At 67.5% G+C, this 12,817-nt stretch carries 12 protein-coding genes, 4 tRNA genes and 1 pseudogene; 10 read left to right on the top strand and 7 right to left on the bottom strand.

All coding sequences use genetic code 11. The features are described 5' to 3' along the window. Nucleotides 1-8 precede the first annotated feature (8 nt). The 4 genes from FM051_RS44125 to FM051_RS44110 all read left to right on the top strand — a co-directional run bounded on the left by FM051_RS44125 (nucleotide 9) and on the right by FM051_RS44110 (nucleotide 3,229). Complete coding sequence (locus tag FM051_RS44125) at nucleotides 9-356, top strand: cytochrome c3 family protein (protein WP_158853069.1); 348 nt, start codon at nucleotides 9-11, stop codon at nucleotides 354-356. 113 nt (nucleotides 357-469) lie between these two features. After that, on the top strand, nucleotides 470-1,813 hold the full coding sequence (locus FM051_RS44120) for a replication initiator (RefSeq protein WP_158853068.1): 1,344 nt from the start codon (nucleotides 470-472) through the stop codon (nucleotides 1,811-1,813). After that, complete coding sequence (locus FM051_RS44115; protein ID WP_158853067.1) at nucleotides 1,810-1,998, top strand: excisionase family DNA-binding protein; 189 nt, start codon at nucleotides 1,810-1,812, stop codon at nucleotides 1,996-1,998. Before FM051_RS44120 ends, FM051_RS44115 begins: the two co-directional genes overlap by 4 nt. 1 nt (nucleotide 1,999) lies before the next feature. Further along, on the top strand, nucleotides 2,000-3,229 hold the full coding sequence (locus FM051_RS44110; RefSeq protein WP_158853066.1) for a site-specific integrase: 1,230 nt from the start codon (nucleotides 2,000-2,002) through the stop codon (nucleotides 3,227-3,229). A gap of 75 nt (nucleotides 3,230-3,304) precedes the next feature. Here FM051_RS44110 and FM051_RS44105 read toward each other — a convergent pair. From FM051_RS44105 to FM051_RS44090, 4 genes are all read right to left on the bottom strand, one after another. After that, nucleotides 3,305-3,376, bottom strand: a tRNA-Val gene (locus tag FM051_RS44105). A 49-nt stretch (nucleotides 3,377-3,425) separates the two neighbouring features. Then, nucleotides 3,426-3,851 carry a TIGR02611 family protein gene (locus FM051_RS44100; RefSeq protein ID WP_238413104.1) on the bottom strand — a complete coding sequence of 142 codons (426 nt, stop codon included), beginning with the start codon at nucleotides 3,849-3,851 and terminating at the stop codon, nucleotides 3,426-3,428. 25 nt (nucleotides 3,852-3,876) lie between these two features. Beyond that, nucleotides 3,877-4,659, bottom strand: coding sequence for an anti-sigma factor (locus FM051_RS44095; protein WP_158853064.1), 783 nt, complete (start codon nucleotides 4,657-4,659; stop codon nucleotides 3,877-3,879). Nucleotides 4,660-4,664: 5 nt separating this feature from the next. Beyond that, complete coding sequence (locus FM051_RS44090) at nucleotides 4,665-5,312, bottom strand: RNA polymerase sigma factor (RefSeq protein ID WP_238413103.1); 648 nt, start codon at nucleotides 5,310-5,312, stop codon at nucleotides 4,665-4,667. A gap of 243 nt (nucleotides 5,313-5,555) precedes the next feature. Between FM051_RS44090 and FM051_RS44085 the strand changes: the two genes are divergently transcribed. The 5 genes from FM051_RS44085 (at nucleotide 5,556) to FM051_RS44065 (ending at nucleotide 7,063) form a co-directional block, all read left to right on the top strand. Next, entirely contained in the window at nucleotides 5,556-5,981 is a 426-nt protein-coding gene (locus FM051_RS44085) for an SsgA family sporulation/cell division regulator (RefSeq protein WP_073893954.1), read from the top strand. 145 nt (nucleotides 5,982-6,126) lie between these two features. Next, nucleotides 6,127-6,199: transfer RNA gene (locus FM051_RS44080), tRNA-Gly, on the top strand. Between the two features lie 58 nt (nucleotides 6,200-6,257). Next, nucleotides 6,258-6,329: transfer RNA gene (locus FM051_RS44075), tRNA-Cys, on the top strand. 1 nt (nucleotide 6,330) lies between these two features. Beyond that, nucleotides 6,331-6,405: transfer RNA gene (locus tag FM051_RS44070), tRNA-Val, on the top strand. A 385-nt stretch (nucleotides 6,406-6,790) separates the two neighbouring features. Then, nucleotides 6,791-7,063 carry a hypothetical protein gene (locus tag FM051_RS44065; RefSeq protein WP_158853062.1) on the top strand — a complete coding sequence of 91 codons (273 nt, stop codon included), beginning with the start codon at nucleotides 6,791-6,793 and terminating at the stop codon, nucleotides 7,061-7,063. Nucleotides 7,064-7,066: 3 nt separating this feature from the next. Here the strand turns inward: FM051_RS44065 and FM051_RS44060 are convergent, their stop codons facing one another. Further along, nucleotides 7,067-7,345, bottom strand: a complete 279-nt coding sequence (locus FM051_RS44060) for a helix-turn-helix domain-containing protein (protein WP_238413102.1) — start codon at nucleotides 7,343-7,345, stop codon at nucleotides 7,067-7,069. Between the two features lie 410 nt (nucleotides 7,346-7,755). Then, entirely contained in the window at nucleotides 7,756-8,661 is a 906-nt protein-coding gene (locus tag FM051_RS44055) for a hypothetical protein (RefSeq protein ID WP_158853061.1), read from the bottom strand. 712 nt (nucleotides 8,662-9,373) lie between these two features. Here FM051_RS44055 and FM051_RS54220 point away from each other — a divergent pair. Beyond that, a pseudogene (locus tag FM051_RS54220) lies at nucleotides 9,374-9,785 on the top strand (C40 family peptidase); the annotation flags it as partial. A gap of 256 nt (nucleotides 9,786-10,041) precedes the next feature. Here the strand turns inward: FM051_RS54220 and FM051_RS44050 are convergent. Continuing rightward, nucleotides 10,042-12,411 (bottom strand): SdrD B-like domain-containing protein, encoded by a 2,370-nt coding sequence (locus tag FM051_RS44050; RefSeq protein WP_238413101.1) that lies wholly within the window; start codon nucleotides 12,409-12,411, stop codon nucleotides 10,042-10,044. Nucleotides 12,412-12,817: the final 406 nt, after the last annotated feature.

Below are 12,817 nucleotides of genomic sequence, written 5' to 3'. Positions count from 1 at the left end.
GAGGACCCATGATGCCGACACGGATTCCCGTCCGCCTGCACGACCCGCCCTCCCGCTGCCCCGCCTGCGAGTGGCCGCACGGGCAGGGGGAGCTGAAACGCGGTCGCGATTCCCAGTACCGGTGCCGGGACTGCGGCCACGAGTGGAACCCCGACGTTCCGTCGGATGCCCCGCCGATCTGCCGACACTGCGAGGTCAACTGGTACGTCGAGGACTCCGACACCAGGAAACACCGCTGGCGCTGCGCGAACTGCCACAACCGATGGGGCAGAGGGCCGGTCCCGCCCGGCATGTTCTGGTGCACCAACTGCGAGGACTACCACGGCTACGACGTGGAGTGTTTCTACGAGCCCTAGAAACGCTCTTCCACCCTCGAACCACGGCAGGACCCGCCTGCCCTCCCGAGCGGGCACGGCCACTTCCCCCGGCCGTGCCCGCTCCCTCGTCTGCTCGAAAGGAGGTGCCACCTGTGCTGACCCTGGAAGACCGCATCGCGGACCGGCTGCGCCGTGCCGACTACCGGGACTGGCGCGACAAGGTCACCGCGACCGGCGGATGTGCCCAACCCATCCGGATGACCGGCGGCTGGCAGGTCCAGCACGCCACCACGGGCGCGCTGCTGGACTGGCACGGCGGGGACGTGTTCATCCCCTGCGGCAACCGCCGCTCCTCGGTCTGCCCCTCCTGCTCCGACCGCTACGCGGCCGACGCCTACCACCTCATGCACGCCGGGTTGGCCGGCGGCTCCAAGAATGTGCCGACCTCGGTCACCGAGAAACCGCGCGTGTTCGCCACCCTCACCGCGCCGTCGTTCGGGCCGGTGCACAACCGGCGCACCACCAACCGCGGTAAGACCCTGCCGTGCGCGTGCGGCACCTGGCACCACCCCGACGACCCCGCCATCGGCACCCCGCTCGACCCCGACACCTACGACTACGTCGGCTCGGTGCTCTGGCAGGCCAACGCCGGGGACCTGTGGCACCGGTTCACCCAGGCGCTGCGGCGGGAACTGCTCAAGGCCGCCGGACTGCCCGCACGCACCGCGTTCACCGACCACGCCCGGCTGTCCTACGCCAAGGTCGCGGAGTACCAACGGCGCGGCCTGGTCCACTTCCACGCCGTCATCCGCCTCGACGGGCCGGACGGCCCCGCCGACCCCACCCCGGCGTGGGCCACGGTCGAGCTGCTGGAAGCGGCCATCATGGGCGCCGCCCGCGCGGTCGGCCTGGACCGGGAACGCCCGGACGGCACACCCGTCAGCCTGCGGTGGGGCACGCAGGTCGACGTCCGCCGTATCCGACCCGCCGGCGCGCACGAGGTCGAAGACGACTCCGGAGAGATCAGCGAGGCACGCCTGGCGGGGTACGTCGCCAAGTACGCCACCAAGGGCACCGGCAAGAGCGAGGCCGCCGACCGGCCCATCCGCTCGCAACTCGACATCGACCACCTGCGGGTCACCGACCACCACCGCCGGATCATCCAAACCGCGTGGGACCTCGGAGACCTCGACCAGTACTCAAAGCTCAACCTGCGGCGCTGGGCACACATGCTCGCCTTCCGGGGCCATTTCCTCAGCAAGTCCCGCGCCTACTCCACCACCTTCAAGGCCATTCGCGCCGAACGCCGCGCGTTCCGCACCGCCGAAATGCTCGACCAGCTCGGCCACGACCCCGGAACGGTGCTCCTGGTCAATGACTGGACCTACACCGGCACCGGCTACGACAACGACGCCGAACGCGAACTGGCCCTGGCCATCGCAGAACGCAACCGCGACCAACGGCAACGCAAATACGAACAGGAGGTAGCAGCATGACGGTCACACTCCGGCCGAAGTGGTACACGGTGAAAGAGGTAGCTCAACTGCTGGGCTACGGCCTATCCAAGACGAAGATGCTCGTTGCCTCCGGCCGCATCCGCTCGGTCAAGGATGGCGGCAACAGGCGGGTGCTGCCCGAGTGGGTGGACGAGTACATCCAGCGTGTGGCAGAGGCGGCCTGAGGTGGCCGGTAAAGCACGCGAGAACGGCGAGGGCTCGATCTACCCGTACCGCAACGGCTTCGCGGCGTACGCCTGGGTCACGCTGCCGAACGGCAAGCGCCAGCGTAAGTACGTGTACGGAAAGACCAGAGACGAGGTCCACGACAAGTGGGTCAAGCTTCTCAACGACGCCAAGGCGGGACCGGTCACCACCAAGATCCCGAAGGTGGGCCCGTACCTGCTCAACTGGTTGGAGGAGGTCATTAAACCGAACTCGGCTCCGTTGACGTACGCGACGTATGAGACGTTCGTGCGTCTGCACGTCGTTCCAATCCTGGGTGAGAAGCCGCTCAACTTCACGGTGCAGGTCGGCCAGCAGTGGATTAATGCGCTCGCCAAGACGTGCCAGTGCTGCGCACAGGGCAAAGACGCACGTCGGGCGGAGGAAAAGCGGCGGTGTTGTGCTATCGGGAAGTGCTGCAAGGGCTTCCTGAGCGTACGGACGCTGACCGACGTCCGTGCCTGCCTGCGGTCGGCGTTGTCACAGGCGATGGTGGAGGAGTTGCTGACGAGAAACGTCATGAAGCTGGTGAAGGTTCCCAGCAACAGCCAGCGCAGGCGGAAGCGGAACGTACGGCGGTGGTCGACTGACGAGGCCAAAACGTTTCTGGTGTCGGCGCGACAGGACGATGACCCGTTCTACGCCGCGTACGTACTGGTCATTGCGATGGCCATGCGCAAGGGCGAGGTACTGGGTCTGCCCGAGGACGCGGCGGACGAGTCGACGGGGAAGCTCGACATCGGGCACCAGCTCCAGCGAGTCCGCAGTGAGCTACTGCACCGGGCGACTAAAACTGAGGCCTCAGACGACGCCCTGCCGATGCCCCCGATCGCGACGACCGCGATTCGGCTACGACGGTTGCAGCGTGTGGCCGATCGAAAACACGCCGATGTCTCCTGGCGAGAGAGCGGACTGCTGTTCACGACTCGACACGGCACGCCGATCGAGCCTCGGAACTTCAACCGCTCGTGGGATCGACGTTGCGAGAAAGCGGGCGTACCCAAGATCACCGTGCACGACGGGCGGCGGTCTTGCGCGTCGCTACTCGCGGAGCTGGGCGTTCACCCTCGGGTGATCATGCGCATCCTGCGTCACGCGAACATGAAGGTCACGATGGAGATCTACACCGAGGTCTCCGACGAGGCGACGCGAAAGGCGCTACAGCAGTTGAGCGAAAGCCTCGACATCTGACCCGCTGCTGTACTTCGCTGCTTGCACAACGTCAGAGGCCCGGAACCGTGAATGGCTCCGGGCCTCTGACCTGCGTGGGCGATACTGGGATCGAACCAGTGACCTCTTCGGTGTGAACGAAGCGCTCTCCCGCTGAGCTAAACGCCCGTATTCGGTTCTCGCTCCCGCTCTCGCGGTGTGGCCATAGCTTACAACATCATCCCCGCGAACCAAAAATCGGGCTGTGCAGCCAGGCCCAGTCGAGCCCGAACCAGCCGCCGACCAGCGCGAACGCACCGAGCAGCCAGCACGTCAACGCCACCACGAGCCCGGTAGCGGCCAGCACGAGCGCCTTCACCACGACGTTCTGCCGCTTCAACCACGCGACCCACCCGTCGTAGTAGCGCTTGGCGAACCTCAGCACCCGGCCGGCCCACTCGAACTCGGTGGCCAGGATCGCCAGACCCGCGAAGACGACGAGCCAACCCGGCCCGGGATACGGGATCATCACCACACCCGCGACCAGCACCAGGCCGCCGACTACGCCGACACCGATGCGGTAGGTCATGTTCAGCGCGGGGTTGCGGCGGAACCAGTGACGGTGCTCCGCACCCTCGGTCTCTTCGCGCTGCTCTGCGGTCATGCGCACATCATCGCTCATGCGTCCCTCACGCGGTGCCGACCTGGCCGGATGCCAGTACAGCCGAAGGCTTCACGGGCGCCTGACGGCCCGCTTCCAGGGAAATCGCGAACCCGCTGTGCTCGTGCGCGTCCGGCGACCACGCCAGCAGCCGCACGTCCGAACCGTCCGCCGCGACGTCGAATGTGGCCAATGCCACAGGCTCCGCCGCACTGGTCCCCCACACCACGTAAGTCTGCCCCGCCACGTCGTTGGACGGCAGCTTCACCGGCACGACCGCAGCGGCGTCGTCACCGGACAGCAGCACCGCCAACGTGTCGCCCGACTTGGTCCGCAGCACGGCCCGGTTCGTCTCCGGGTCGGCCGCGACCCGCAGCGCGCGCTCCAACTGCTCTGCACGCACGTCCTGCTGCGCGACCTGATCGTTCAACTGGTCGAACCGCACGCCCGCGACGCCGATCCCCGCCACCACGACGAGCGCCGCCGCGGCCACGGCCAGCTTGCGCCCCCACCCACCGGACCGACGGCGACGCCGTGACTCCAGCGCGATCGGCTCGGCCACGGGCGCACGCACCTGCGGTGTGTTCTCGATCGCGGCCATCAGCCGAGTCCGCAGCTGCTGCGGCGGCTCGTACTGGCGCAACGACCCGCCCAGCGTGGCGGTCACCTCCTGGGTGGCGCGGACCGCCTGCCGGCACCGTGCGCACTCCGGCAGGTGCGCGCGCAGCCAGGCCTCGTCGTCCGGTTCGAGCGCGTGCATCGCGAAACCGACCGCGAGCTCTTCGTGAGGGCACCAATCGTCCCTCTGCACCCCGGTCACCGTTGTGCTCCCGTCGTCCTGCCCGGCGTGTCGCCGCCGGTCTCCCCAGCCCATGCCGAGTGCAGTGCCGCGCGCAGTCTGCGCATGGCGGCGAATGTGCGCGATTTCACCGTGCCCAGGGGTACGCCGGTCAACGCCGCGACTTCGATCTGCGTGTAGCCGCCCAGGTAGGCCAGCGCGATCACCTGCCGCTGGTCCTCGGGCAGCCCTTTCAGCGCCTCCCGCACCTCCGCGCCGACCACACCGGTCAACGCCGCGTGGTCCGCACCCTCGGCCGGTGACACGTTCCACTCGGAGACCTCGTCGGTCAGCGGGACGTTTCGTCTACGCTGTGTGTTCTCCCGGCGCACCGCGTCGACCGCGCGGTGGTGCACGACGGTCATCAGCCACGTGCCGAAGCCGCCGCGTGAACGGTCGTAGCCCGCAGGGTTGCGCCAGAGGGCCAGGAACGCCTCCTGGACCACGTCCTCGGCGAGGTCGGGGTCGACGCAGATGCGCCGGGCGAGCGAGTACGCCGGTTTCGCGAACCGGTCGTAGAGTTCACCGAACGCCGCGCGGTCACCCGCCGTGACCCGTCCGACGAGCTCCACGTCGGTGGGACGTCGGTCGGGCTGGTGTCGCGGCGGGGCGGGCGAGTCAGCCACCAGAGAGGTCCTCACGTCCAACATTCGCGCAACAGCCGGTACCGGGTTCAGGCTAAACCCAGCAAGATGGGGGCAAGCCGGACGCAGTGGACACGGAACGCATCGACACGGTCGCCCAGTGGAGTGTTATGACCCCAATCGGGTGATAAACCCCGCAGAGTCGAGCGTTCCTCGCCACATATACGTCACATGTAGAGAGCTCGGTCGTTCGATTGGCCGGGAAGGGAGAAGAGGGTAACGACGATGCGCAACGACCACGTGACACTCCGCTCGACAGCGGTGTTCGACTTGCTGGCGCCGAGGACCCCGGCTGTCCCGGTGCAAGTGGAGCTCCGCTACGACACGAAAGATCCGTACGCGGTAGTCGCCGCGTTCCGAACCGGCCGTGCCGGATGGGTGGAGTGGGTGTTCGCCCGCGACCTGCTCGCCGACGGCCTGATCGCCGACGCCGGAGACGGCGACGTCCGGATCCGCCCGGCCGCCGACGACCCCGAGGTCGTGGTGATCGAACTGAGCTCGCCGTCCGGCCACGCCATGTTCGAGGCCTCGGCACAGGAACTGGCCGACTTCCTCGACCGCACGTACGACGTCGTGGTGCCCGGGAACGAGCACCTGTGGGTCGACGTCGACGAGGCCCTGACCCACCTGATCTCCAACGATCTGACCTAAAAGTGCAGGTAGCGGGCCTCCCAGGGGATCAAGTGACCCCCGATTTGATCCCGCTGCGGTGCATGTAATAAAGTTCCTCTCGCACCGGGGAAGACGGGAACGACAAGCCCCAAAAGGGAAAAGTTCCAAGAAATCCACGGAGCATGCGGATGTAGCGCAGTTGGTAGCGCATCACCTTGCCAAGGTGAGGGTCGCGAGTTCGAGTCTCGTCATCCGCTCGGCAGAGGGCCCCTTGGGCTCAGGCCAGACTCCTGGGTGCTAGCCTTCAGGAATCGTGGCGGAGTGGCCGAGTGGCTTAGGCAAGGGCCTGCAAAGCCCTGTACACGGGTTCGATTCCCGTCTCCGCCTCGGACGATTAGCTCAGCGGGAGAGCACTACCTTGACACGGTAGGGGTCACTGGTTCAATCCCAGTATCGTCCACCAGCGATATACGCAGGTCAGACAGCCTGTCGGTGATCTTCACCGACGGGCTGTTCTGCTGTCGTGGGAGCAGATTGGGAGCAAACGATCTTGGGGCGCTCCTGCTCGGGAGCGTATGCAGCAATTGATCGACCATGACCTGCGTCACGTGTGAGTAGGTGCCGCGCACGCCCGGCAGCCGATGCCCCAGCCGCTTGCACTGGGCGATCTCCGGCACACCGTCCTCGATCAACCACGTCTTGTGCGTGTGACGCAGGTCGTGGAAGTGCAGGCCGGGCATCAGCGGCGCCCACCCTCGTCGTGAGTCACCGCCGACGGCGGGCAGCCAGACCCGACGGCGGAAGTTCGACCGCCGCAGCAGGCCCCCGCCGTCCGTGGTGGTGAACACATGCTCGTGGTCCTGCTGTGCCCGGTGCTCGGTGAGCAGCTCGACCAGGAACGGCGGCAGGTGCACCGCGCGGACCCCGGCACGGGTCTTGGGCGGACCGAGCACCAGCCTGCCGCCGACCTCGGGGCGAATGTCAAGCCGTATGTGGTCGCTCGCGGACGCACTTGTCCCGCGTGGCGCGCCGTCGTGCAGGAGCCGACAGGTCTCCGGTGTGAAGCAGCCTTCGGTGGCGGCCGTCCCGACCTGGTGGAAACCCATCGGTTCCGCTGGTGACGGTCAGCGCCGCTGCGGATGCTTCCGGGAGTCCCGCGCGGCGCGGGTACCGAGCGCGGCGATGGCACGCAGATCCGCTGCCGAAAACCGCAGATGCTTGCCGACGAACGTGGACGGAATCGCACGCAGCCCGGCCTTGCGCCGAAGCCAGCTCTCCTTCACCGCCAACATCTCCGCGGCCTGCGCCGGTGTGTAGAGCCGCAACGCCCACTGGTCATCCACTTCGGCGGAACCCTCGGCCGGGTGCGCTCCGCCGTCGTCCGCAGCGAAGTCGGCGATCACCGTGCGCTCCCACTCCGCCGCACGGCACCACGACTTGTCATGCCGAGCACACGCCTGGACGTTGCGTGAACGGACCTGTCGAGCCGCGCCATCGTTACCGGACAGGACCGTGACGAGCAGGGCGAGTGCCCGCCGGAGCGTGGTTGCGGGACGAGCCGGGACATGGAGATCCTCCCGTCAGAGGGCGGTGCGCCGCGTCGAGACGTTGCGCTGTGACACCCCTGAACTCCGAAAATCGGCCCCTCCGGGGACACGCGTCCGCCGACTTTTCGACGATCTACGGCGACCCGCCGACCGGGCTGTGTCACCAGCCGCGCAGAGACCGCGCTGGAGCCGACCAAGACCATCGATGACGACTCGGACACTGCTCTCCACCACCACGCACAAACTGGGGACCGCTCCGGCACCAATCACCCAGGAGGACGTTCAGTCCCGATGGCGACTCGAAATCCTTCCTCGGCCTGTCCTGCGGGTGTCATCGTCAACGCGGCTTCGGCGCGACTTCTGACCGCGGTTGGCGTCTCCGGCTCGAGCAACGCGGCAACATCGCGAAACCACGTCCCTGCAACACGCGGCCTGTCCACCAGCAAGCCATCGCCCAACCCAGCGGACAGACACGACGCCAACACCGTCGGATCCAGCCGATCCGGCCCTACCAGCAGTTCTCGCCGAAGCTCCCGGCGATCGATCCCCTGCAACCGTTCCCGAACCAGACGGACATGGGCCGTCACCAATGGATCGCCCCACCGGTCAGGGTCGTCCAGACGTCGAAGGAACTCCTCCACCCGTACAGGCCACCACGGCGTCCCCCACCAGTGACGAGCCGACCGAGCCGCCACCGACGCCAACATCAACACCACCGCGCACAACCCGTGTTCGAACGCCAACGCCGCCCACCGACGCACAACCGAATCCACGAACCCCACGAACTCCCCCGCATGCGCCTCACTCGGCGCCACCTCGGCCACCGTCCTCCCGTCAGGCAGCACCCGTCCCGGATCAGCGATCACCCGACCGACGTCCCCGAGCAGTTCATACGCGTGCTCCGACGACTCGCCACCGGCCACCGGAGAACAGACCTGCTCCGGCAGCCGGACACGCACCATCCCTCGCACCGCACGGGTCGTCGCCACAGAAGCCCGCACCAGCTCGGGTGTGTCGATCCGACACCACGGAACCGCATGCCAGTCCTCCACCGGACCGCCACGCCAACCAATCCACACCATCCCGACGGACGCAAGATCAGCCACCTCGCGCCACTCCCCCACGTCGACGCCCAACTCCCGCATGTAACTCCGCAGCCGTCCTGCGATCACGACAACACCACCACCGTCGCGAAGACAGCAAGCTCACCGCGGAGCTGCGCAGGTTGGCGCCCTGCCGGGGGCACTCAACTGATCAAGTGTTTGCGCAGGTCAGCCCAGGTCCCGTTGCAAGGCCGCAGTAGGCACCGGGATACGAAGTCGCAGGTCAGCCCAGGTCCGGTTTGTGCCCTACGGGGTCAAGGCGGATTGCCACTGAGCCTGGTCCACGGTCAAGCGCGCCGAATACCGCATCCGTGAGGTCAAGACCCCCAGAAGGGCGAGCCCAAACCGTTGATCTGCGGCGACGTGAACCAACCGGTCCGACAGATCGAGGTCCGAGACCAGACGCTCCGTGAGATCCGCGTCTACGGCCGCCCGCTCACCTGGCGCTTCCGGTCTCCCACACCCATACCGAGATCGCCACGCGGTTGCGGGCGCGGGGCTTGCGCTGGATGGCGAAACCCACACCGGAGCCGCAGGACCCATGCAGTTCCTCGCCCCGACTTTCGACGAGGTCGCCGCCACTCACACCATCCCACCCCGGCGGCGACACGCCACCGTCCGCTACAACCCTCGTGACGCCGTCCGCGCCGCCGCCTTCCACCTCTGCGACCACGGAGTAGACCGAGGCGACCTCCGCGCAGCCCTACGCGCCTACAACGACGCTGACTGGTACGTCGACCAGGTCCTCGACCAAGCCACCAGATACACCGAAGCCGTGATCGGCAGCGGAGACTGTAACGCCATCCAGGCACCCAACCGCGAAGCGCGATCGACTACGCCTGCGGACAACGCGGCCTGCCCTACGTCTGGGGCGACGACGGCCTCCACGACGGCGGCTTCGACTGCTCCGGGTTCACCAAGCCGCCTACGCTGCGGCCGGAGTACCCTGCCCCGCACCGCACAGACCCAATTCGACGCAGGCTCACGCGTCCCGGCCAGACAGCCGCTGCCGCCGGGCGACCTCATCTCTTACGGCACACCCGACAACATCCACCACGTTGGTCTCTACACGGCAACGGCCACATGATCCACGCACCCGATCAGGGCGGCCAGCCCAAATCGACAACTGCCGCTACAACGGCGACGACCACGCCGGAGCAACCCGCCCGACGAAGGCAGATTCCTCACACTAGACGTAGTCGAGACCACTTACAGCTCGCCAGCCGTAGACGAAGTCGATCCAGCCGCCACACGGCTCCCCTGCGGCGACATCACCTTCGCCGCAGGGTTCGTCCCCGCGTTGTTGGCCGTGCCGTTGATCGCGACACGCTCTGCGACCACCTCGGGCCGGCCGATCTCGTCGGCCACGTGAATGGCCCGTTGTCGTCTACCGGGACAGGTGGTCTACCCGCCCGCGCGAGTCGGGGATCGCGGGCGGGCAGACCTTGTTCAGCCTTGCTTGGTGCGGCGTTTCCGGCTCACGAACGCGAGTGCCGCGCCCACACCGAGGACCAGGACACCGACGAGGACCGCCCACGGCAGGCCGGAAACACCGGTGTCGGCCAGCGAACCCGTGTTCTTGCTGGCGGGGACCGTCGTGGTCGGGGCCGGGGTCGTCGGCGGTTCGGACGTCGTCGGCGGCGTCGTCGTGGTCGGCTCCGGCTGTGGGATGTACACGCCGGCGTCGATGGTGTGGTCGACTTCGCCGGGGTTGGCCGGTGCCGTGACAGGCGCGTATCCGTTGCACAGCTGTCCGGTGGTCGGCGGGGTCACGTTGGAGTCGTGCACCCGGTCGTCGCCGGTCAGCGGGAGCGTGAACCGAAGGTCGGTAGCCGGTGGCTGACTTGGCACCGTGCCGGTGTCCGCGGTGCAGACATTGAACTGCACCGTGTATTCCGCGCCCGGCGTGAGCTCGTAGGCGGCGCCGACACCGCCGAAGTAGTACTCGCCCGCCGCATCGGTCCTGGTCGTGGCGACCTGCTTGCCGGTGGAGTCCAGCAGGTTGATCGTCGCGTCCGGTAGCCGCACGTCCGCCGGGTCCTGGACGCCGTTGTGGTCGCCGTCGAACCACACCAGGTTGCCGATCTGGATCGGCGCGTTCGCCGCCTGGTACGCGATGGCCCCGAGCCCACCGGCCTTGCCGAACCCGTTCCCGTTCCGGCCCCGACCGACGAACTCGTACGCGTTGGACGGAGGGTTGTTACCAGGCCCCGCGCCGGTCGTGATGTCGTAGTAACCGGTCCCGGCCGTGGCGGCGTTGACGGTCGGGTCCATCTGCGTGCCGACGACCCATTGCAGCTGCGGAATGTAGGCAACCGACCCTAGCGCGGCTTCCTGGTGCGCCGCGCGCCCTGCGGGGCCCTGCAGAGAAAAGTAGTCACCCGGGAAGTACTCGACCACGCCGCCGGCCTGATCGCCGTCGTTGATGTCGTTCGCGTGGTCGGGGCAGTTTGCGGTGCCTTCCCAGGAGTATCCACCGGCGGGATTGACGCAGGCCATGTTGATGTCGCCACCGGAAAAGCCGCGCTGGTTGGCGTTGTTGCCCGGCCGCGGGTCCAGCGCATCCCAGCCCACCACGTCCATGAACCGGTCGCGGAAGCCGAGGATCATCGACCCGTCACGCGCGAAAGCCAGGCTGGCCAGTTGCGGCTGCGGGTCGACCATCGTGCCGTCACCGGTCACGTCGTGTTCTTCCCAGGTCGACAGGTCGGTGTTCCACGGGTTCCAGTGGTTGGTCTGGGGAGGGTCAGATCGGCCGGTGAGGACATCGCCGCGCTCGAAGTCAAGCGACTGGGTCAGCACCGTGGTGAATCGCGTGCCGTCGTAGGTGTAGACGACAGCCTTCAGGTCCGCGCGGTTCTGCGTGCTTTCCGCGCTGCACACACCACCGACGTACAGGGTGGCATCGTGTGCGGCGACAGCGAACGGCCGCCAGTCGGTGGGCGCCGCGCAGCCCGGGTCCGGGACCGGCACCGTGGCCGCGGGCGCCGAGGCGGTGGTCCCGGTGGCGTCGAAGCTGACCAAAGTCCGGGTCAGCAGGTTCAGCGCGTACAGCGTGGAGCCGTCCTCCGACAGGGCCAGGCCGCCGATGCTCTCCTTGCCGGGCGCGTCGGTGAACCCGCCGTCCTTGATCATGTTGGTGGTGTCGTGGGGCGTCACCGCGGCGCCCGGCACCTTCGCGAACAGGGTCGGTTCGCCGCCGCCGTCGACCGGAACGGTGTAGATCGCGTCCGCGCCCTCCGGCCCGTACAGGGTGTGCCGCCGGGCGAACGCGCTCTGGAACAGCCGGCGCCGGTCCTTGTCGTAGGCCAGCCCGAACGTCGTGCCCACCTGGTCCTGGGTGGCGAGCGTGGTCGGGCACGCGACATCGTCAGGACACGTACCGCGGGCGTTCACACCGAACGCCACCAATGCCCGGGTGTCCTGCCCGTTGGCAGCGTTCTGGATCGGCACGAAATAACGGGAATCCGGCAGGGCATAGTGGACGGGGTTCCAGACCCCGGTGATCACCGAGTCGTCCTTGCCGTCCGACACGTCCACGAAGGTCGTGAAGCTGTCGAAGTGGTTGGTCGCCGTCGACGCCGGCGCCGCCCGCAGATAACCGCTGTAGGGCTCGGGAACCGTGACATCGACGCGGTAGTGGCCGCCGGTCAGCACGGTGGACGGCGGCACCACGACTTTTCCGGTGGCATCAGTGATACCGGTGACGTGACGGCCTTGTGGGTCGGAGATGTCGACGTGCATGCCTCGCTGCGGCACGTCCATCGTCGTGTTGATCACGCCGGTGCCGAAGAAGTCCCGCAACACTTGGACCGTCAACGTGCCGTCCGTCGCCGACGCGGCAGCCGTCCCGGCAGTCGCCCCCGTGATACCGCTGCTTGCCAGCAACAGACCAGCCAGCCCCACCCGCGCCAGTCCACCCCTACGCGTCAGGGTTCTCCGGCCCATCGCTATCCCTCTGTGTAAGTCGTCGTGCACCGTCACATAAAACCAGAACCGGCGTCTCCCCATGTGCCATACGATTGGGTGAATCAGGGTGTGAATCAGCGCACCTGTTACCGATCTTTTCGTTTCGGGGTGACGGTTGCTCTTGCCGGTGGGTGTATGCCGGTGGGTGTATGCCGGTGGGTGTATGCCGGTGGGATGCGGTATTCCGATGGTGGTGGTCTGACCGCGGAGCAACGGGCCCGGCGGGAACGGGTGCGGTTCGAGGCCGCCGAATTGT

The sequence above is a fragment of the Saccharothrix deserti genome, assembly GCF_009769385.1.
Lineage (GTDB): Bacteria > Actinomycetota > Actinomycetes > Mycobacteriales > Pseudonocardiaceae > Actinosynnema > Actinosynnema deserti.
This window is presented reverse-complemented; position numbering and strand designations above follow the sequence as displayed.